This window comes from Streptomyces sp. SA15, assembly GCF_002291145.1.
GTDB lineage: Bacteria > Actinomycetota > Actinomycetes > Streptomycetales > Streptomycetaceae > Streptomyces.
Genome location: NZ_NTGE01000080.1, coordinates 89,393 through 109,398, shown reverse-complemented (window position 1 = coordinate 109,398; position 20,006 = coordinate 89,393). Strand labels below are relative to the sequence as shown.

Sequence of the window (20,006 nt, the reverse complement as noted above, 5' to 3'; positions counted from 1 at the left end):
CGGCAGGACGTGGTGACACACGGCCGACACGCCGCGGGCCTGCCCACCGCCGAGCGGTGGGCAGGCCCGCGGCGTGCGGTGGGCAGGCCCGCGGCGTGCGGTCGTCCGGAGTCAGAGACTCTCGGCCACGACCGGGTTGCGCAGGACGCCGATGCCCTCGATCTCCACCTCGATCTCGTCTCCGGGGCGGATCGGCCCGACGCCGGACGGCGTCCCGGTCATGATCACGTCTCCGGGCAGCAGCGTGAGGTAGCGGCTGAGGTAGCTGACGATGTCGGGAACGGCGAGCAGCAGGTCCGCCGTGCTCGCCGACTGCATGACGGTGCCGTTCACACGTGTCGTCAGCGACAGTGCAGCGGGGTCGAGTTCGGTCGCGATGACCGGCCCCAGGGGAGCGAACGTGTCCTGCCCCTTACCGATCAGAAGAGTTCCGAATTTGCTTTCCTTACGCTGAACGATGCGGTCACTGACGTCGTTGCCGCACGTATAGCCGAGGATGTACTCGTGGGCCTCGGAGGACTTCACATGGCGGGCTTCCTTTCCGATGACGACCACCAACTCGCCTTCGAAATGGATGAGTTCACCGTCCGCCGGATAGACGATGGCGTCATCGGGACCTACCACCGCGGTACTCGGCTTCATGAAGCACACGGGAACTTCCGGAACGTCGCGGTCGGTCTCGTCTATGTGCGAGGCGTAGTTATAGGCGAACCCGAAGATCCGGGGGCGTTCGAGCGGCGGGAGAATGAGCACGTCCCCCACTTCGTCGACGTGCCCCGCAGGGGACAGCCCGGTGAAGGGATCACCCTCGAATCTCGCGATCGTGGCGTCACCGGCTTCCAGTTCTCCGTAGTGACGCACGCCGCCGACGCTATACCTGACGATCCGCACGGAAACCTCCGCAACTCGGCAGCCGCGGGCGGCTGCACGGCCTATGCAATGCTAACGTTAGCACCAAGGAAAGCGATCAACCCGACGCCCCATCTCTCCGACCGCAGAGTGCGACGAGAGCGCTATCGTTGGCACACAGAAAGTGACGGCAACGGGATCAGTCAGCCAGAGGGGGCCCGCTACGTGATCACGACCAGGGACATCGCCGAACGCCTCGGGGTCTCCGTCTCGACGGTGGGCCGGGCGCTCGCCGACGACCCCCGCATCAGCGAGGAGACCAAGTTCCGGGTCCGCCAGGCCGCTTCGGAGATGGGATACGTCGGCAACCGCGCGGCGCGGATGATGCGCGGAGCGTCCAGCAACGTGGTCGCACTGGTGATCCCGGACATCCGCAACAGCTTCTACTCGACCATCGCGCACGAGCTGTCCAAGAACATGGAGGCCGAGGGCTTCCAGCTGATGCTCTCGGAGACCGACGACGACCGGATGGTGGAGCTGCGCCACGTGCGGGAGCTGTCCGCGAACCGCGTGGCGGGCATCATCATCGTGCCCACCGCACGCCCGCACGGCGAGTCCGTCAAGCTCCTGCGCACGGTGCCGCACCTGCAACTGCTGCGCCGCCACCCGTCGCTCGGTTCCCAGTGGTTCGGCGTGGACGACCGCGAGGCTCTGCGTCAGGCCACCGCCCACCTGGTGACTCTGGGGCACACGCGCATCGCCTACCTGGGCGGCCCGGTGGAGCTGCCCACGGGCGCGGAGCGCCTGGAGGGTTTCCGCAGCGCCCTGCGCGAAGGCGGTCTGCCGGAGGATGCCGGGCGTACGGAGCTGGGGCCGCCGTCGTCCGTGGACCACGGCCGCCGGGCGATGCGCCGGCTGCTGCGGGGTCCGGACGCGCCCACCGCGCTCGTACTGGGTTCGATCCAGCTCACCCTGGGGGTCCTGGAAGAGTTGTCCGAGCAGGGCGTGAAGGTGCCCGGGGAACTGTCCGTGGTGGGGTTCGGGGACGAGCCCGGGTTCTCCTGGTGGGGTCCTGGACTCACCACGATCGGCCTGCCGATCCAGGAGATGGCCACCGGCTGCGCACTGTGGCTGATGCGCCGCCTCAAGACCAAGCCGAGCAACGACGGCCCGTACACGTCGGTCTCCCCCGGATCGCTGGTCCTGCGCGGGAGCACGGCGCCTCCTGGTGGAAGGTCTCCGTCCGTGTCCGGCTGAGCCATGGGCGGCCCGGGCGTGCCGACCGGGCAGGTTGGTGACGCGGCGAGCGCGCGTGCCAGGCGTCGCGGGGCAGGCGAGAATCCGTCGGACAGGCCCTGGCCGGCGAGCCGCGCGGCGGCGGCCTGCGGACGCGAAGGCGCCCGGAGCGCATCGCTCCGGGCGCCTTCGCGTTTCCGGCGCCAGGTCAGAGCCTGTGTCACATCTCCGGTGCTGCCCCCGGTCGGGGATGTGACACAGGCTCTCAGTACGTTCCGCTGCGCAGTCGGCGCATGACGCGGGCGGTGCGTGCGAGTTCGTCGAGCACCTGCTCGGCAGCGGCCTCGTGGATCTTGCCGGGCCGGAAATCGCCGTCCTCGACGAGTTCGTTGATGAACGGGATGCTCACGGTCGGACCGATCGGCAGCATCCTGAGGTTCGCCACGACCTGCTTGGCCATCTGCACCGCCCGGGTGCCGGCCGTGACGCCTCCGTAGCTGACGAAAGCGGCCGGCTTGTGCTGCCACTCCACGACCAGGTAGTCCCACGCGTTCTTCAAGGGGGCGGGGAAGCCGCCGTTGTACTCCGGGGTGATGAAGACGAACGCGTCCGACGCGTCGACGATCCGGCTCCACTCACGGGTGTGGCTCTTCGTGTACTGCCGCAGGGCGGGCGGATGCGGCTCGTCGAAGAAGGGGAGGGCAAGTTCCCGCAGATCGACGGTGTGCGACTCGAACTGGTCGTACTCCGCTGCCCGGGCAGTGAACCAGTCCGCGACGGACCTGCCCACACGTCCGGGACGAGTGCTGGCCACAACGGTGGTGAGGGTCATCGGTGCCACGGAGGGCTCGGGTGCCATAGCGGTCTCGCTTTCCTTTCGGCCGCGATCCGGCCCGGCGGACCCGCGCCTGCCTGTGCTGTCCGTCCGTCCAGGAAGAGCGCAGGTCCGCCGGAGTCTTTTCCGGGGACGGCGGATTGTGCGAACGATAGCATTCGCCTCCCGAAGAGCCAAGGGAGCAGGGACGAATGAGGGGTTCCCCGGATTGGAGCACTACCTGCCCCTTGACAGAGTCGCCGCCGCTTCGCACGATTGCGCTATCGTTAGCATTTCAGGATGCGCGGGTGGTAGCCCTCGCCACGAAGAGGGCCGTACGACACTCCGCTCGCGCCCGGCGCTGCCGCACCCATCGGGGGGCCGCCCCGCGGGGTGCCTCCGACCGCCGGAACGTCCGGCCCTCGACGACAGGCATCGGGCACAGGCACGGGCCCTGGTTCATCACCCCGATCGTCCGAACTCCGAAAGGTTGCACCGCCATGACAGACGCGCGGATCGCCAAGCTCTCCGGCCGCAGGGTGTGGGACTCCCGCGGTCGGCCGACTGTCGAGGTCGAGGTCCACCTCACGGACGGTGCGGTGGGCAGGGCGATCGCCCCGGCGGGCGCATCGACGGGCCAGGGAGAGGCCCTCGACCTGCGCGACGGCGGCAGCCGCTTCGGCGGACTCGACGTCCAGCGCGCGGTGGGCTCGGTGAACCACGAGATCGCCCCCGCCCTCGCCGGCCGTGACGCGGGTGACCAGGAGGCCGTCGACCGGCTCCTGGTGAACCTCGACGGCACCCCCGACCGCAGCCGTCTGGGCGGCAACGCGATCGTGGCCACGTCCATGGCCGTCCTGCACGCCACCGCCGCGTCGGCGGGCGTACCCCTTTGGCAGCACTTGGCGGGCGGGCGACCGGTCCGCATCCCGCTGCCTGAGATCCAGATCTTCGGCGGCGGGGCCCACGCGGACCGCCGCGTCGACGTCCAGGACTTCATGGTGGTCTGTCCCGCGGCCCGGAGCTTCTCCGAGGCCCTGGACTGGACGGCGGAGATCTACCGGGCCGCCGGAACCCTGATGCGGAAGGCCGGCAAGGCACAGGGCGTGGCCGACGAGGGCGGGTTCTGGCCCGCGTTCGACTCCAACGAGGAGGCGCTGGAGACGCTGACCCTGGCCATCGAGAGCGCCGGCTTCACGCCCTCGTCCCAGGTGGGCATCTCGCTGGACGTCGCGGCCTCGCAGTTCGGCAGCGGCGGGCAGTACACGCTGGCCCTGGACGACCGCACGCTGGACACCGAAGCGCTGGTCGACATGCTGGGCGGCTGGATCGAGCAGTATCCGATCCTCTCCGTCGAGGACCCGGTGGGTGAGGACGACCACGAGGGCATGGTGGAGTTCACCCGGCGCTACGGCCGGCGCTGCCAGGTGATCGGCGACGACTACCTGGTCACGAACGCCAAGCGGGTGGAGGCGGCGGCCACCAGCGGGGCGGCGAACGCCGTACTCGTCAAGCCGAACCAGGCCGGTACCGTCACGGAGTCCTTCGAGGCCCTGCGCGCCGGAAAGGATGCCGGTTTCGGCACGATCGTCTCGGCACGTTCCGGGGAAACCGAGGACGTCACCATCGCCCATCTCAGCGTCGGCTGGGACGCGGGTCAGCTGAAGGTGGGCTCGTTCACCCGCTCCGAGCGAATGGCCAAGTGGAACGAGGTCCTGCGGATCGAGGAATCCCTCGGCACATCCGCCGAATTCAGCGGATGGTCGGCCTTCACATTCGCCGAGTCCGCGGCCTCCACGGACAAACCGTAAAGCGGCCCCGAAGTATTACAGTCATCGAAATCCAGAGCCGATCGGAGCACGGAGACCACCATGCTGCCTCCCGTCAATCTGCGCCCGAGTTTCAACATCACCCGCTCCAGCCATGTGCGTCTCACCGTGGCCGACCTGACCGAGAGCAAGAACTTCTACGTCAACGCCCTGGGCCTCGTCGTCAGCGACGAGGACGAGCGCACCTGCTACCTCCGCGGCCTGGCCGAGGCCTGCCACCACAGCCTTGTGCTGGAGCTGGACGAGGAGGGCGCCGGTGCCGCCAGGAGGATCGGTTTCCGGGTCTTCTTCGACGAGGACCTCGACGTCGCCCACGACTGGTTCCGTGACCGCGGGCTGCCCGCGGAATGGGTCGACATGCCGTACCAGGGCCGCACCCTGCACGTCACCGACCCCATCGGTACGCCACTGGAACTCTGCGCGCACATGGAGACGCGGCCGAGGCTGCACATCAGCTTCGAGCACTACAAGGGTGCCCACGCGCAGCGGCTGGACCACTACCAGATCTGGGGGCCCGACACCTACGAGCTGTGCGCGTTCTACAGCGAGCTCGGCTTCCGCAACTCGGAGTACCTGGAGCACGGCGACAAGCTGCTGGGTGCGTTCATGTACCGCAAGGGCACCTGCCTGGATCTGGCGATCGTGGAGGGCGCCGGTCCCGCCCTGCACCATTTCGCCTACACCGTCTCCGAGAGCCGTGACATCTTCACCGCCTGTGACTGGGCGGGCATCCTCGGCTACGGCGACGGCGTGGAGCGGGGCCCGGGGCGTCACGGTCCGGGCGGCATGCTCTTCGCCTACCTCCGTGACCCCGACGGGCACCGGGTGGAGGTCTTCAACAGCCACTACCAGACGATCGACACCGAGGTCGAGCCGGTGCGCTGGGACGCCGCGTCGCTGAGCACCAACGCCCGCTGGGGGCTGCCGGCGCTGGAGAAGTGGTACGTCGAGGCGTCGCCGTTCACGGGTGCCACCCCGATCCCGCCGGCGGAGAAGCCGAATCCGATGACGCTCGAGCGGTTCCTGCTCGAACAGTCCGCACGCTGACCCTTCCGTACCACCTGGAGACACCATGGCTCGAGTCCCCTACCTGCGCCGCGAGGACGCGGACGAGGACCGCAAACCCCTGTACGACCGGCTGGAGGCCGAGCGGAAGGTACCGACGGCGAACATCTTCCTCGCCCTCACCCACGCGCCGGCCCAGCTGGACGCCTTCCTGACCTACGCCAACTCGCTGCGGGCCGCCGACCTCAGCCCCAAGCTGCGTGAGCTGGCGATCCTGACCGTGGGCCACGCGACCCGCTCCGCCTACGAGGTCGCGCACCACCAGTCGCACGGCCTCAAGGCCGGGCTCACCGAGGAACAGCTCGCGGCGGTGGCCGACTTCGAGTCGTCCGACCTGTTCGACGGGGTGGAGAAGGCGGTGATGCGCCTCGCCAAGGAGTCCACACTCCAGGTCGACGTCTCCAAGGAGACGTGGAGTGCCGCCGCCGACCACCTGACGGACAAGCAGATGGTCGAACTGTCGTTGTCCATCGCCTGGTACAACTCCGGCGTGCGCATCATGGGGTTGCTGGACATCGACCTCGAGGACAATTACCCCCACCCTTTCCCGAATTCGTAGAACTCTGCGCCGTAAAGCCCCTCAACACCTGAGATATGACTACCGAGCCGCCGGTCCGCCGCCTCGGTCGCCGAAGAGGATTTCTCCGCCCCCGATCGCCGGGACGGAGCAGTTTCAAGGAGTATTTCAATGGCGAAAATGCTCGCTGCACGACTGCACGCGCTCGGTGAGCCGATGTCGGTGGACACCATCGACGTGCCCACGCCGCGGCCGACCGACGTGCTGGTGCGGGTCAAGGCGTGCGGGATCGTGCCGAACATGGCCAACGTGATCAACAACTGGCCCACGTGGTTCCCGCACCAGCCGTTGCCCAAGTTCCCCGCCATCTTCGGCCTGGACACCGCCGGCGTGGTCGAAGCCGTCGGCGAGGCGGTGCTGAACACCAAGCCCGGTGACCGGGTCTACGTCAACCCCCTGCGCGGCTGCGGAAGTTGCCAGGTGTGCCGGGGCGGTGAACTGAGCCGGTGCCGCTACTTCACACTGAACGGCTACTTCAGCACCTCCCGTGACGGCCAGCGGATCTTCGACCTGTACCCGTACGGCGGTTTCGCGGAGTACATGACGGCGCCGCAGTACTCCATCGTCAACATCCCGGACACCATGACGTTCGAGCAGGCCGGCAAGCTCGGCTACATCGGCACGTCCTACGGGGCCCTCAAGAACGCCGCGGCAGGCCCCGGCCAGGTCGCGCTCATCGACGGGGTCACCGGAACCCTCGGAGTCGCGGCGACCGTACTCGCGCTGGCCTCCGGCGCCTCCCGGATCCTCGGTACCGGCCGCAACGAGGAGCTCCTCAAGCGCGTCAAGGAACTGGCCCCGGACCGGGTCGAGGTCTTCCGGCTGGGTGACGGCTCCACCGGCGAGTGGGCGAAGTCCCGCACCGGCGGCGAGGGCGCGGACTACGTGATCAGCGCCCTGGGCGCCAAGGCACCGGTGGAGACGATGCTCGACTCCATGCAGGGCGTGCGCAGGGGCGGCAGGGTCGTCAACGTCGGCGGCGTGGCCGATCGGCTGCCCGTTGACGTGAAGTGGCTCATGGACGAGCAGGTCCAGCTGATCGGCTCCAACTGGTTCAGCACCGCGCAGGGGCAGGAACTTGCCGACATGGTGGCCACGGGCGCCCTGGACCTGTCCTACCTGCAGGCCAAGCCGTTCCCCCTGTCCAGGGTCAACGAGGCGATCTCGGGCCTCGAGGACCGCGACGGCGGGTTCAGCAACTACGTCGTCATCCCCTGAACCGCAGGTCCCATGGAGCGTCCGGGCGTCCCTGCTCGTCCGGGCGCTCCTTGGCCGGCCGAGCCCCTCGCCCCCGTACTCACCCCGCGGCGGTCCTGTTCTGCCCTGACGCCGCCGCGGGGTGCTTCACACAAGCCGTGCATACGGCCGGTGCTCTCGTCGGCACACGCCCGGCAGGATGGAGGAGCCGGTGGAACCGCGCCGGCTGGAATCGTTCGTCACCGTCGCGGAGAAACAGCACTTCGCGAGGGCGGCGGACCGTCTGCATCTTGCTCCGTCGGCGCTCAGCGCCCAAGTCAGGGCGCTGGAGTCGCACTTGGGTGTGCGGCTGATCGACCCTCGTGCTCATCTCTCCGGCCGTCCGGCTCGCCCTGGCCGCGATCGGCGTGGCTCTGCGCGGCACAGCCGGTCAGCGACGAACCGACGCATGTTTGTGCGCTGAATACGCACCGTCGGAGCAGGTCAGAGGGGGTGCTCCCGGCCTACGCTCAACACGGCAGCACAGAGCGTGGCGGCGTCGGTCGACCGCCGCCGGCCGGAGGGACAGGCGGAGGAACACATGACATCGATCAAGCACGTGGGAGTCGTCGGCGCCGGGCAGATGGGCCGGGGCATCACCGAGGTCTGCGCCCGGGCCGGGCTGCACGTCACGTTGTGCGACGTGACCGAGGACAGGGCTCGTGCCGGACTCGCAGGCGTGGCGGACTCCCTCCTCAAGGCGGAGAAGCGCGGCTCCATCGCCCCCGAGGACCGCGCACATGCCCTGGCCGGGATCTCGGTCACCGGCGATCTCTCCCGCCTGGCCGGAGCGGACCTGGTCATCGAGGCCGCCGTCGAGGACGAGCAGGCCAAGACGGCGCTGTTGCGGCAGTTGGACGAGATCGTCACCGACCCGGCCGCCGTCCTGGCCAGCAACACCTCCTCGATCCCCATCGCCCGGCTCGCGGCGGCGACCGAACGGCCGGAGGCGGTGGTCGGCCTGCACTTCTTCAACCCGGTCCCCGTCATGCCACTGGTCGAGGTCATCCCCTCGTTGCAGACCTCGAAGGCCACGGAACTGCGGGTGCGTGCCTTCGCGGGCGAGATCCTGGGCAAGACGACGATCGTCACGCAGGACCGCGCGGGCTTCGTGGTGAACTCCCTGCTGGTGCCCTACCTGTTGGCAGCGGTGCGGATGGTCAGCTCCGGCACCGCGACGGCGGAGGACATCGACACGGGAATGACCGCCGGCTGCGCTCACCCCATGGGCCCGCTCCGCCTCGCCGACCTCATCGGCCTGGACACCGTGGCGGCGATCGGCGAGGCACTGTACGAGGAGTACCGGGAACCGCTGTACGCCCCTCCCCCGCTGCTGCGCCGCATGGTCGAGTCGGGGCTGCTGGGCCGTAAGTCGGGGCAGGGATTCTTCAACTACCAGGCGGCCTGAGCGCCCGCGGCGACGTCATCGACGAGCCGCACGCGCCTCCCGGGGGCTCATCCCGTAGGCCGCCTTGAAGGCGTGGCTGAAATGGGCCGGGTCCGCGAAACCCCAGCGCCCGCCGATGGCGCCGACCGGAAGGTGGTCAAGGGCCGGATCGGCGAGGTCGCGCCGGCACCGCGCGAGACGCTGTTCCCGGATCCAGCCCGAGACGGTGTAGCCCTGTTCGGCCAGCAACTTGTACAGGTAGCGGCGCGAGATGCGGTGGGCGGCCGCGATCCCCTCGGGGCTCAGCCCGGGGTCGCCGAGCCGCTGCTCCATGTGAACGAGGATGCGCCGGGTGAGCAGGTCCGGGCCTTCGGCCTCGGCTGCCCGGTCCACCCCGGCCCGCTCCGCGAGCAGGGTGCCGATCAGGTCGACCACGTTGTCGGCGAGCCGGGGTGTGCCGCGGGACTCCAGGTACTCCACCTGCCGCGCCAACCCGTACAGGAAGGGCCGTACCACCTGGCCGAGCCCGTCATGGCACGACACCGGAGTCGCCGTCACCCGTGCCAGTTCACGGTCCGTCATCTGCAGCATGTCCCGCGAGAACATCAGCACGAGGCCGCTGTGGGGCTGAGCGAGGTCGTAGGTGAAGGGACGGCGAGTGTCGTAGATCACCAGTTCGCCCGGCCCCACCCGGGCCTGGCGGTCGTTCTGGGTGAGCACCCCGTGCCCGATGAGTTGCAGAGTCAGCTGGAAGAAGTCGGGCGCGTCGGAGTCGATGTGCCGACGCGTGCGCGCGATGCTGTGCGGTTCGGCCGTGATGACCGACATGTGTACCGGGCCGACCTGAGCGGCGCGCAGTGAGGCGCGGAAGTCGGCGCACTCCCGCGGCAGAACCTCCAAGGGCACGAGGTTCCGGCTCACGGCGTCCCGCCAGCGGTCCAGTCTTTCGGCGTCCGTGCCATCGCTCGGCGTCATGATCCGGGGCATGCGGCTCTCCTTCGGGCACATCCGGTCCCCCGAGGAGACGGGCTCGGACGGCCCTGCTCCTGGCGAGGGAGTCAAGCACCCCGGGCGAGCCGCGACCGGCCTCCACGACCGATCACTGGCCGTTGTCCCACCGGGATCAGCCCGGACGGCCAGGAGGTCGTCGCCGGCCGGCGTGACGGTCGTCCGCCGCTGCCGCCCAGGAGCAGTTCTCAGCCAAGCAAATACCCGTGCTCCCGGACACAAGCAGGACATGTGTCCCGCCCCACATCATTCGGGGCAGTGACCAGGACGCACCGGCCGGGGTCCGTGCAGGACGAGCCGGACGAGCGGGCGCCCTTCTCCTCGAGCCCATCGAGGCAACCACTCATCAACCACACGCGGCCCTCACTGACCGCAAGCACTCCCAAGGAACGATCATGACGACATTGCTCGAGTCCACCTCCTCCCAGAACCGGGAAGCCGACGACAGCGTGCTCGGCCGCGTCCGCGCCCATCTGCCCGAGATCGCGGCGCGCTCCGCCGAGGCCGAGGCGGCCCGGGCAGTCCCCGCAGAGATCGTCACCGCCCTGCGCCGGGCCGGTGTGTTCCGGATGAGCCTGCCCGGGGCATGGGGCGGCGAGCAGCTCGACCTCGTCGAAGGCGCTCGGGTGGTCCGGGAGATCGCGCGGGCCGACGGCTCGACCGGCTGGACCGTTCAGGCCGCCTCGATGGCCTGGTTCTTCGTCCGTACGCTGCCCGCGAGCACGCTCGCCGAGGAGGTGTTCGGCGACGGCGCCGACCTCCTGCTGCGGGGAGCGATAGCACCGAAGGGGAAGGCGACGCCGGTGCGGGGCGGCTACCGGATCAGTGGCCGCTGGCCGCTGGCCAGCGGCTCGTTCGCCCCGGACTGGATGCTCGCGGGCTTCGTGGTCGAGGGTGCGCCCCCGCTGCCGGACGGCAGCCCGGACATGCGCATCGCGCTGGTCCGCCCCGAGGAGGTCACGTTCCTCGACACCTGGGACGCTGTGGGCCTGCGTGCCACCCAGAGCACCGACTTCACGATGGACGACGTCTTCGTGCCCGAGCGCTTCACGGGTCCGATGTTCGGTGACAACAACATCCCCGCTCCCTTTTACGAGCTGCCGTACTCCCCCACCGGGGCCTCGCACGACGCCGTCGTCCTGGGCTGTCTGGAGGGCGCGCTCGACGACCTCGCCGAACTCGCCGCGACCAAGCGGCCGGCGTTCAACCCCAGGGTGGTCATCGGTGAGGACCCGGTGTTCCAGGAGAAGTTCGCCGAGCTGCACGTGCGCACGGCAGCGCTGAGGGCCCTGTCGGAGCGGACGGGCCGCACCGTGATGGACCGGGCGCTCGCGGGCGAGGCGCCCACGCAGACCGAGTGGTTCGGCTACACCGGCGGTACCCAGCACATCCACCACGAGGGCATCCGGATCCTCAACGAGATCATGACCTTGTCCGGAAGTTCCGGGCTCTACAGCACCAGCCCGGTGCAGCGTCGTTGGCGAGATGTCCGCTGCGTCTCCCAGCACGTGGTGGGCAACAACGGCTCGATGCGGAAGCTGGGCGCGGCCCTGTCGGGTCAGCAGCCCGCCGGCGGTGCGCGATGAGTCCACTCGACGCGGCACCGATGGATCCCTCTCTGCTGCGCAGAGCGTTCGGCTGCTTCCCCTCCGGCGTGACAGCCGTGTGCGCACTCGACTCCGGCACCCCGGTGGGCATGGCCGCGAGCACCTTCACCCCGGTCTCCCTGGTCCCCCCTCTGGTCTCGATCTGCGTGCAGGACACCTCGAGAACCTGGCCGAGGCTGCGCGAACGGCGTCGTCTGGGATTGAGCCTGCTGGCCGAGGGGCAGGACGCGATCTGCCGTTCGCTGGCCGGCAAGGAAGGGGACCGGTTCGCGGATGTCGACTGGGAAGCCGGCGAGGACGACAGCGTGTACATCCACGGTGCCGGTCTCTGGCTGGACTGCTCGACCTACGCCGAGTTTCCCGGAGGCGACCATACGATCGTCCTGCTGGAGATCCACGGCCTGAAGGCCGAACCCGACCGGGAGCCGCTGGTGTTCCACGGCAGCCGGTTCCGGCGCTTGGCCGTCTCATGAGCCGACAGCCGCCGCGGGGGCCTTCCGGCCCCCGACCGGGGGGGAGCGGTGGTCAGCGGAACGCCGCCTGACCGGTGATCGCCTGTCCGACGACGAGGGTGTGCATCTCGCTGGTGCCTTCGTAGGTGAGGACGGACTCCAGGTTGTTGGCGTGGCGCAGCGGTGAGTACTCCAGGGAGATGCCGTTGGCGCCGAGGATGGTGCGGCACTCCCGCGCGATGGCGATCGCTTCCCGGACGTTGTTGAGCTTGCCGACGCTGATCTGCTCGGGCCGGATGCGGCCCTGGTCCTTGAGGCGGCCCAGGTGGACGGCGAGCAGTGCGGCGCCGCCCAGGGACACGCTCATGTCGGCGAGCTTCTTCTGGGTGAGCTGGAAGGCGCTGATCGGCTTGTCGAACTGCACGCGGGAGTCGGCGTACTCGATCGCCGCCTGGAGCGAGTCGCGAGCCGCGCCGACCGCGCCGAACAGGATGCCGAAGCGGGCCTCGTTGAGGCAGGACAGCGGTCCGCGCAGGCCCTGAGCGAGCGGCAGCCGCGCGGAGTCGGGCAGCCGTACGTTGTCGAAGTACAGCTCCGAGGTGATGGAGGCGCGCAGCGACATCTTCTGCTTGATGTCCTGCGTGGTGAAGCCCGGCGTTCCGCGCGGCACGAGGAAGCCGCGGATGCCGTCCTCGGTCTGCGCCCAGACAGTGGCCACGTCGGCGATGCCGCCGTTGGTGATCCACATCTTGGAGCCGCTCAGGATCCAGTCGTCGCCGTCACGGACGGCCCTGGTGCGCATCCCGGAGGGGTTGCTGCCGAAGTCGGGCTCGGTCAGCCCGAAGCAGCCGATCGCCTCACCGGCGGCGAGCCGGGGCAGCCACTGCTGCTTCTGCTCCTCCGAGCCCCACTTCCAGATGGAGTACATCGACAGCGAGCCCTGCACCGAGACGAAGCTGCGGAAGCCGGAGTCGGCCGCCTCCAGCTCCAGGCACGCCAGCCCGTAGCTGACGGCGTTGGTGCCGGCACAGCCGTACCCTTCGAGGTGCATGCCGAGGACCCCCAACTTCCCGAGTTCCGGGGCGAGTTCACGGGCGAAGTGGGCGTTCTCGAACCATTCTCCGATGTGCGGGCGGACCCGGTCGGCGAGGAACTTGGCGACGGTCGCCTGGATCTCGCGCTCCTCGTCGGAGAGGGTGGAGGAGATGTCGAGCAGGTCGAGAGGGTCGTTCAGCGGCTTGCGGCTCATCGTGGGCTCCTGGTGATTGCGATGGTTGCGGTGGTCGGTTTCGGTCGTGGTGTCCGCGCCGGGATCGTTCATGTGGCCGCTCCGTTCGGCGCGGCGGCGTGGTCGGACAAGCGGTGGAGAATCTCCGCGGTGTGCTCGCCCAGGTGCGGCGGCGGCAGGCGGTACCGCACGGGTGTCTCGCTCAGCGCGATGGGGCTCGCGACCTGGCGGGAGGACCTGCCCTCCGCCCCTTCGGCGGGTGCGGCAGGGATCTCGACGATGCCGGGAAGGCCGAGCTGCCGGGCGAAGGCGAAGGCCTCGTCGAGGGTGTTGACCGGTCCGGCGGGCACCCCCGCGGCCAGCAGGACGGCCGACCAGTGGTCCGCGCCGGCGACGCACAGCCGTTCGGTCAGGATGTCCCGGAGGGCGGCGCGGTGGGCGACCCGGTCGGCATTCGTACGGAATCGGCCGTCGAGAGCGAGACCGGGCTCCCCGACGATCTCGGCGAGAGCCGCGAACTGCCGGTCGTTGCCCACCGCGATCGCGATCGGGCGATCGGCGGCCGGGAAGGTCTCGTACGGCGCGATGCTCGGATGCGCGTTGCCCAGGCGGCCCGGAACCACACCGGCGACGGCGAACGCCGACGCCTGGTTGACCATGGCCGACAGCAGCGAGCCGAGCAGGTTCACCTCCACTCGCTGCCCCTCCCCGGTGGCGTCCCGGTGCCTAAGGGCCGCGAGGATGCCGAGCGAGGCGTGCAGCCCGGTGATCACGTCGACCAGGGCCACACCCGCCTTCACCGGCTCCCCCTCCGCGTTCCCGGTCACGCTCATCAGACCGCCGACGGCCTGCACGAGGAGGTCGTATCCGGGGATCCCCGCACCCGCACCGCTGCCGAAACCGCTGATCGAGCAGTAGATCAGCTCCGGGTGCCGGGCGCGGAGTTCGCGATGGCCGAGTCCGAGCCGTTCCATCGTGCCGGGGCGGAAGTTCTCCACCAGCACATCGGACTCGGCGACCAGGGCACAGGCCTGTTCGAGGCCGGCCTCGGTCGTGAGATCCAGGACGACGGACTTCTTGTTCCGGTTGACGCCGAGGAAGTAGGTCGACGTCCCGTCGTGGTCCGCCGGCGGGTGCCAGGCCCGGGTGTCGTCCCCGATGCCCGGCCGTTCCACCTTCACCACGTCGGCGCCGAGGTCGGCGAGGAGCATGGTGGCATAGGGCCCCGCGAGAACCCGGGAGAAGTCGGCGATGCGCAGACCGTCCAGCGCGCCGCGCCCCGTTCCGTCGAGAATGCCGGCCCATCCGTCCGGCGCGTCGTGCTGGGTGCCCACGCACCCTCCCCTCTGATCGTCTCCGCTACGCGCATGCTGCCCTGCCCTTCCCGTGCCGTGCCCCGTCACCACCAGCGCTCCAACGGCGGTGCCGGGTCGGTGAGTTCGGCGACCGGAAGGCCCTGGCAGTGCGGGTCGACGGCCTGTACGACCTTCACCCTCGCCCCGACGGAGACCGCGATCGGCGCGGTCCTGGTGACCTGGCAGACAAGGGTGAATCCCTCGTCCATCGCGACGAACCACGTGTTGTGCGGGGCGGGTCCGTTGCGGCGCATGACGACCCCGGCACCCACGCTGCGCTCCCGTTTGAGGGCCATGGACCCGCAGGCACGGCAGAACGAACGGCGGTAGGCCGGAGTGCCGCACCAAAGGCAGCGCTGGAAGATCAGTCCGCCGCAGAGCGCCGGTGCGGTCGGCGCGGCGGGCGCGATCGTGGCGGCCGGAGCCGCTTCGTGGTGTTCCGGGAACTCGGTGTGTTCACGGGTGTCTGTCTGGAGCATCACGGCCTCCTGCGCTCAGTTCGGTGACCGGAAACGGGTGATCGGAATCCGATGCGGCTCCACCACCCTGGCGCTCCCACGGATCGCCGGTCAACGACGAGCTGACGCATCTTTGTGCGCGGAACACGTTCCATTCGCTGAGGTCAGAGCCGGTTTTCCGGCGCTACTCTCAGGAAGGAGCTCCAGGGCCGGTTCAGTCAGGAGGCCGACGCGGGGTCGGTGAAGCGCGGCAGGGCGGCGGCGCCGACCGCGAGCAAGGCGACGATGGCCATCTGCACGTACTCGACACCCGCGAAGGCGTGGGCGATGTCGTGCGGCGCCAGGACCAGGTAGAGGGTGCCCAGCGTGGCCACGCCGAGGGCGAGTCCGCTCTGCTGCAGGGTGATCAGCACACCGCTGCCGATGCCGCCGAGGTGAGTGGGGACGTCCGCGAGCACGCTGCGGAACAGGCCGGCGAACAGCATCGACTGTCCGGCTCCGACCAGGGCCAGCGGCCCGGCCATGGCCCACAGGCTGACCTGCGGCCACTTCGCGACCAGGACCGTCACCAGCGAGATCAGTCCGGCGAGTTGGACGACCGCGCCTACGGCCAGCGCGGCCCGGCCGTACCGGCTGATGGCACGGGGCGCGAACAGCGAGCCGGCGAAGAAGAGCAGGGCCATCGGCAGGATCGCCAGGCCGCCGTGGAGGGCGTCGGCGTGCAGCCCGTTCTGGATCGTCAGGGCGAAGACGAACATGAACGCGCCGAAGCCGACGCTGAAAGCGAACACCATGACCAGGCCACGTGACATCGACGGCAGGCGCAGCAGGGACGGCGGCAGCAGCGGCACCTCACCACGCTGCTCGGCGCGCTTTTCCACGATGTACGTGACGGCGCCGAGAACGACCGCGAGGGCGATCAGCGACCAGGTCCACCACGGCCAGCCCAGGGAGTGCCCCTCGGTCAGCGGGACGAGCAGGGCGGTCAGCGTGGCGGCGAACAGGAGGGTGCCGGGCAGGTCGATGCCGACCGGGTGGTGCGAGCGAGTGGCCGGCACGATACGGGCCGCCAGCAGCAGGACCACCAGCCCGATGGGCACGTTGACGAGGAAGATGGGCCGCCACGCCGTACCGGCGATGTCGGCACTGACCAGCAGGCCGCCCACCAGCTGCCCGACCACGGCGGCGATGCCGGAGGTGGCGCCGTAGAGGGCCACGGCGCGGGCCTTGCGCTCTCCTTCGAGGACGTGGTGGAAGGTCGCCAGCACCTGCGGGACGAGCAGAGCGGCGGTGGCGCCCTGGACGATGCGGGCCGCGATCAGCGTGCCCACGGTCGGAGCGACGCCGCAGGCAAGCGACGCCAGGACGAAGCCCACGAGAGCTCCGAGGAAGATACGGCGGCGGCCGTAGCGGTCGCCGAGTCGGCCGCCGAGGACCAGCAGCGTCGCGTACGCCACGCCGTACCCGGCGATCACCAGCTCCAGCGACGAGGCGGAGGCGTGCAGCGAGGCGTCGATGCTGGGCAGGGCCACGTTGGTGATGAAGAAGTCCATGATCGGCAAGAACGCGCCGGCCAGCAGTATGAACACGCCGGCCGGGTGCAGTCCGCCCGCACGGGCGGTGGCATGGGGCGAAAGCGTCGCCGTCCCGGCATGGCGGGAGGAAGTGGTTGTCGTCATGACAGCTCCCAGGAAGTTGAAATTATGTGATCATAACTATGAATCCATAAGGAGTATGAGCTCATAACCACTTCCCCGCAACCCGTACCCTGGAGCCGTGATGGAGGACCAATCGCACCCGACAGGCCCGGCGACCTCACCGAACGACGACCCGCGGTGGGCCGAGCTCGCCGACCTCGTGCTGATCATCAGCAGGGAGATCCAGTTCCGCGGCTACACCGACGAACGGGCCATCCCCCTGTCACCCTCCGAGGGCATGGTGATGCGCCACCTGCAGCACGACCCCGCCGCCCCACCCAGCCGCATCGCCACGGCGACCGGACTGCAGCGCACCAACCTCTCCACCGTCCTGCGCGGCCTGGAACAGAAGGGCCTCATCGAGCGACGCAGCGACCCGGGCGACGGCCGCGGGGTGACCGTCCACACCACCGAACACGGCCGCACCAACTACGCCCTCGTCCGCCGGGAATGGGCTACGGCCGTCTCCGCGGCGGCCGGCCAGGACGCCTCGCACCTCGACGCGGCCCTCGCCCTGCTCACCGCCGTGGAAGCCGGACTGGTCAGGGCACGGCCACAGACCCGTGCAACGCGTCCGGCAGCAGGGACCTGAGCTTCTCAGAGGTGGAGGCGGGCACCGGCCGCCGATGAAGACGAGGCTCACCACTCGGGCATGACACCCGCGTGGTGAGCCGGCCTCCTCGGTACGTTCAGCAGCTCATCGGGACGGCGTGAGGTCCCCGGTGAGGGGTACGCCGGGGTGCGCGGCGTTGGTGACGATGGCGAGGCGTGGGCCTCGCGGGCCGGGGTGCCACTGGCCGCCGACCAGGGGCAGGAGGGCGATGTTGGGGGTCGGTCCCCGCGTCCAGTCGAGAGTTCCGGCGACGGTGTCGAGGGTGGTGCCTGCGATGGCCTGCGCGACGGACGCCCGGTCGGTGGGATCGGCCGCGACGGCGAGGGCGTGGTGGGCGGTCTCCAGGAGGGCGTGGGCCAGACCGAGGGGCTGGAGCCAGGGGGAGCCTGTGGCGTGCTGGTAGGCACGGGCGAGTTCGGCGCAGGTGGTGCCGTCCAGGCTGGAGCGGTGGGGATGGTCGGGGCTCCAGTAGACCAAGGTGGCCACGCGTGCGTCGGCGAGTTCGCCGTGGACGTCGGGGGCGGGCGTGGTGTGGGTGTGGGGGTACGTCAGCCAGCGTGAGCAGGTGATCAGTCGGGGCCGCAGCCCCGCCTCGCGGGCCTGCCGGTGGAAGAGGGCCAGGTCGGTGGCGGTCGCGGCGCTGGTGACGAGGTCGGCGCCGTGTTCCCGCATCCGGCCGACCTGGGCGTGGAAGTCACCGGCAGGTTCCCGGTAGGCGCCGAGGTCGACCAGGGTGTGTCCGCGCGCGGACGCCGCCGGGGTGAAGCCGTGCCGGTCGTGACGCAGCAGCCCGCCTTGCAGGTCGTCGTTCCAGAGGCATCCGACGGCGCGCCGGCCGTCGATCCCTTCCCACAGGTCGGCGAAGACGGCGGCGATGTCGTCCAGTCCCCAGGCGAAGTGGTACGTCCAGCGGAAGCGATGCCCGGGATCGGCGCCGCGCGTATGGACGTATGCCTGCCAGGGAAAGGTGGTCGACACGCAAGGGACCTCCGCCTCCTCGCAGGCGTCGGTGACGGCGGGCAGCACCCGGGTCCCGGCCATCGTGAGCACGATGTGCGCCCCGTCGACGTCGACCAGGTCGCGCACGGCCTGCCGGGCCGCCTCCGGATCGGAGCGGCTGTCGCGTACGGCGATGGTCACGTCGTAGTGTCGGCCGCCGTTGCGGACGTGCGCGAGCCGGGGTCCCAGCGCGCACAGGACGTACGACAGCGGTGACCCGAGGGGGGCCAGCCGCCCCGTCAGTGGCGCTACTACACCGACGCACAGGGAAGTTGACGACATGTCAGTGAAAACCGCCTGCCCTTTGCCGGATTGTTGTCCCGTGCGAGGGGCCGGTGCCGACCACTTCGGCGGACGCCGAGCGTCAGGCACCGGCCCCGTCCCTCACCGCTGAGCCGATACGGCTGCTCAGTGGGCGGAGCGGTCCACGGTGACGCAGGTGGTCCGGCTGAACACCGCCACCGTCTCGTTGCCGCAGTTGTTGCTGTGGCCCGAGGCGTTGCGGGCGAACAGGAGGTTGGACAGGACGCCGCCGCTGGGGCCCGCCTTGTCCCCGCCGCCCTTGCCGTTGTCCTTGGCCACACAGGTGCGCTCCTTGAAGAGCGCCAGCTTGCCCGTGCCGCAGAGGTTGGCGTGACCGGAGGAGTTCCTGCCGGAGACGTTGGACAGCACACCGCCCGTCCCCGCGTCGCCGTCACCGGCATGAGCCGTGGCCATGCCGGCGGGAACCGCCATCAGCATCCCCACCATCGAGGCCACCACCGCGATACGCCGCGCGCTGTACATCTCTGAATGTTTCCTTCCGCTGGATCGGCCCCGACCGTTCGGGCGGGGTCGCCCGGCCTAACGACGCCGCGGATGATCGGCACGGCCCCCAACGAGGTGAATCTTTGAAAGTCGGTTGATCAGGTACTCCGATGTGATGCCAGGTCCGTGGCGGTTGACGAGGGTGCGGGGACGACCTGGGACAGCCCCGGCCCTGTCGTCCGCAAATGTCCCCTCGCAGGCGAACATTTGACCAAGTGCCCGAATAGGAGGCCATATTTGGGGTCCCGCGGTCGGAGGTGTAACGCGGCAGTGCATGCAAAACGCTGAGCTAGGCAGGAACGATTTACCGCCCGGCGCCGAATCTCGGCACGCCGGGTGGCCCTGCCGACAGAACAACGCTCAGATCGGATTTCTTGTGAGCAACACCGACCCGGTTTCCGGATACCAGACGTACGACCAGCCCCCGAGGCCCGACCGCTCCGTGCGCAACCAGACCGCCGCACGGCGGACAGCCCTGGTGATCTGCACGATCGCCGATGTCGCGGCCGGCTTGCTGGGCCTGTGGATCCTGCTCTTCCTGCTCGACGCGAACAGCTCGAATGCATTCGTCGAGTTCGTGCACGGGACAGCGGACTGGCTGGCCGGATGGGCACAGGACATTTTCACGATGGACACAGAGGGGCTACGGGTCCTCCTCAATTACGGTCTCCCGGCCGTTATCTATTTGCTGATCGGTCACGGAATCGCCGCCCGGCTCAACCGGACCTGATCGCATTACGGGCACTTCACCGAGCGGGAGAGAGCACGACGCGGAAGGACCGGTACTTG

Annotated in this window: 20 protein-coding genes; 11 read left to right on the top strand and 9 right to left on the bottom strand. The window is 69.5% G+C overall.

Going from position 1 to position 20,006, the window contains the following annotated elements:
* Positions 1–111: 111 nt before the first annotated feature.
* Positions 112–891: a fumarylacetoacetate hydrolase family protein gene (locus CLM62_RS15220; protein WP_095750391.1), complete on the bottom strand. Its 780-nt coding sequence runs from the start codon at positions 889–891 to the stop codon at positions 112–114.
* 183 nt (positions 892–1,074) lie between these two features.
* Here CLM62_RS15220 and CLM62_RS15215 point away from each other — a divergent pair, with 183 nt between their 5' ends.
* On the top strand, positions 1,075–2,106 hold the full coding sequence (locus CLM62_RS15215) for a LacI family DNA-binding transcriptional regulator (protein ID WP_095750390.1): 1,032 nt from the start codon (positions 1,075–1,077) through the stop codon (positions 2,104–2,106).
* A gap of 244 nt (positions 2,107–2,350) precedes the next feature.
* Here CLM62_RS15215 and CLM62_RS15210 read toward each other — a convergent pair whose 3' ends face one another.
* Positions 2,351–2,944, bottom strand: coding sequence for an NADPH-dependent FMN reductase (locus tag CLM62_RS15210; RefSeq protein WP_095750389.1), 594 nt, complete (start codon positions 2,942–2,944; stop codon positions 2,351–2,353).
* A gap of 455 nt (positions 2,945–3,399) precedes the next feature.
* Here CLM62_RS15210 and eno point away from each other — a divergent pair, with 455 nt between their 5' ends.
* From eno to CLM62_RS15180, 6 genes are all read left to right on the top strand, one after another.
* Positions 3,400–4,710, top strand: coding sequence for a phosphopyruvate hydratase (gene eno / locus CLM62_RS15205; protein WP_095750388.1), 1,311 nt, complete (start codon positions 3,400–3,402; stop codon positions 4,708–4,710).
* A 60-nt stretch (positions 4,711–4,770) separates the two neighbouring features.
* The gene (locus CLM62_RS15200; protein WP_095750387.1) at positions 4,771–5,775 is read left to right on the top strand and encodes a VOC family protein; all 1,005 of its coding nucleotides are present in this window, start codon (positions 4,771–4,773) and stop codon (positions 5,773–5,775) included.
* 25 nt (positions 5,776–5,800) lie between these two features.
* The gene (locus tag CLM62_RS15195; protein WP_095750386.1) at positions 5,801–6,352 is read left to right on the top strand and encodes a carboxymuconolactone decarboxylase family protein; all 552 of its coding nucleotides are present in this window, start codon (positions 5,801–5,803) and stop codon (positions 6,350–6,352) included.
* A gap of 138 nt (positions 6,353–6,490) precedes the next feature.
* On the top strand, positions 6,491–7,588 hold the full coding sequence (locus tag CLM62_RS15190; RefSeq protein WP_095750385.1) for an alcohol dehydrogenase catalytic domain-containing protein: 1,098 nt from the start codon (positions 6,491–6,493) through the stop codon (positions 7,586–7,588).
* A gap of 178 nt (positions 7,589–7,766) precedes the next feature.
* A complete protein-coding gene (locus tag CLM62_RS51490) occupies positions 7,767–8,030 on the top strand; it encodes a LysR family transcriptional regulator (RefSeq protein ID WP_257003850.1) in 264 nt (87 codons plus the stop codon).
* A gap of 117 nt (positions 8,031–8,147) precedes the next feature.
* Positions 8,148–9,014 carry a 3-hydroxybutyryl-CoA dehydrogenase gene (locus CLM62_RS15180; RefSeq protein WP_095750384.1) on the top strand — a complete coding sequence of 289 codons (867 nt, stop codon included), beginning with the start codon at positions 8,148–8,150 and terminating at the stop codon, positions 9,012–9,014.
* Between the two features lie 15 nt (positions 9,015–9,029).
* On the opposite strand, the gene CLM62_RS15175 is transcribed toward CLM62_RS15180, so the two are convergent.
* On the bottom strand, positions 9,030–9,980 hold the full coding sequence (locus tag CLM62_RS15175) for a helix-turn-helix domain-containing protein (protein WP_179382105.1): 951 nt from the start codon (positions 9,978–9,980) through the stop codon (positions 9,030–9,032).
* A 416-nt stretch (positions 9,981–10,396) separates the two neighbouring features.
* Here CLM62_RS15175 and CLM62_RS15170 point away from each other — a divergent pair, with 416 nt between their 5' ends.
* Together CLM62_RS15170 and CLM62_RS15165 are read left to right on the top strand one after the other, a co-directional pair.
* A complete protein-coding gene (locus CLM62_RS15170; RefSeq protein WP_095750382.1) occupies positions 10,397–11,587 on the top strand; it encodes an acyl-CoA dehydrogenase family protein in 1,191 nt (396 codons plus the stop codon).
* Complete coding sequence (locus CLM62_RS15165; RefSeq protein WP_095750381.1) at positions 11,584–12,081, top strand: flavin reductase family protein; 498 nt, start codon at positions 11,584–11,586, stop codon at positions 12,079–12,081. The genes CLM62_RS15170 and CLM62_RS15165 overlap by 4 nt, the downstream gene beginning before the upstream one ends.
* A 52-nt stretch (positions 12,082–12,133) precedes the next feature.
* Here CLM62_RS15165 and CLM62_RS15160 read toward each other — a convergent pair whose 3' ends face one another.
* From CLM62_RS15160 to CLM62_RS15145, 4 genes are all read right to left on the bottom strand, one after another.
* Entirely contained in the window at positions 12,134–13,309 is a 1,176-nt protein-coding gene (locus CLM62_RS15160; RefSeq protein WP_095750434.1) for an acyl-CoA dehydrogenase family protein, read from the bottom strand.
* Positions 13,310–13,377: 68 nt separating this feature from the next.
* The gene (locus tag CLM62_RS15155) at positions 13,378–14,622 is read right to left on the bottom strand and encodes a CaiB/BaiF CoA transferase family protein (RefSeq protein WP_373559145.1); all 1,245 of its coding nucleotides are present in this window, start codon (positions 14,620–14,622) and stop codon (positions 13,378–13,380) included.
* A gap of 65 nt (positions 14,623–14,687) precedes the next feature.
* Entirely contained in the window at positions 14,688–15,122 is a 435-nt protein-coding gene (locus CLM62_RS15150) for a hypothetical protein (RefSeq protein ID WP_095750380.1), read from the bottom strand.
* Between the two features lie 197 nt (positions 15,123–15,319).
* Entirely contained in the window at positions 15,320–16,780 is a 1,461-nt protein-coding gene (locus CLM62_RS15145; RefSeq protein ID WP_095750379.1) for an MFS transporter, read from the bottom strand.
* Between the two features lie 100 nt (positions 16,781–16,880).
* On the opposite strand from CLM62_RS15145, the gene CLM62_RS15140 reads away from it, so the two are divergent.
* Positions 16,881–17,390, top strand: a complete 510-nt coding sequence (locus CLM62_RS15140; protein WP_095750378.1) for a MarR family winged helix-turn-helix transcriptional regulator — start codon at positions 16,881–16,883, stop codon at positions 17,388–17,390.
* 105 nt (positions 17,391–17,495) lie between these two features.
* On the opposite strand, the gene CLM62_RS15135 is transcribed toward CLM62_RS15140, so the two are convergent.
* A complete protein-coding gene (locus CLM62_RS15135) occupies positions 17,496–18,692 on the bottom strand; it encodes an ABC transporter substrate-binding protein (protein WP_095750377.1) in 1,197 nt (398 codons plus the stop codon).
* A gap of 126 nt (positions 18,693–18,818) precedes the next feature.
* Positions 18,819–19,196 (bottom strand): hypothetical protein, encoded by a 378-nt coding sequence (locus CLM62_RS15130; protein ID WP_095750376.1) that lies wholly within the window; start codon positions 19,194–19,196, stop codon positions 18,819–18,821.
* A gap of 397 nt (positions 19,197–19,593) precedes the next feature.
* Here CLM62_RS15130 and CLM62_RS15125 point away from each other — a divergent pair, with 397 nt between their 5' ends.
* Positions 19,594–19,947, top strand: a complete 354-nt coding sequence (locus tag CLM62_RS15125) for a hypothetical protein (protein ID WP_095750375.1) — start codon at positions 19,594–19,596, stop codon at positions 19,945–19,947.
* The last annotated feature ends 59 nt before the right edge of the window (positions 19,948–20,006 follow it).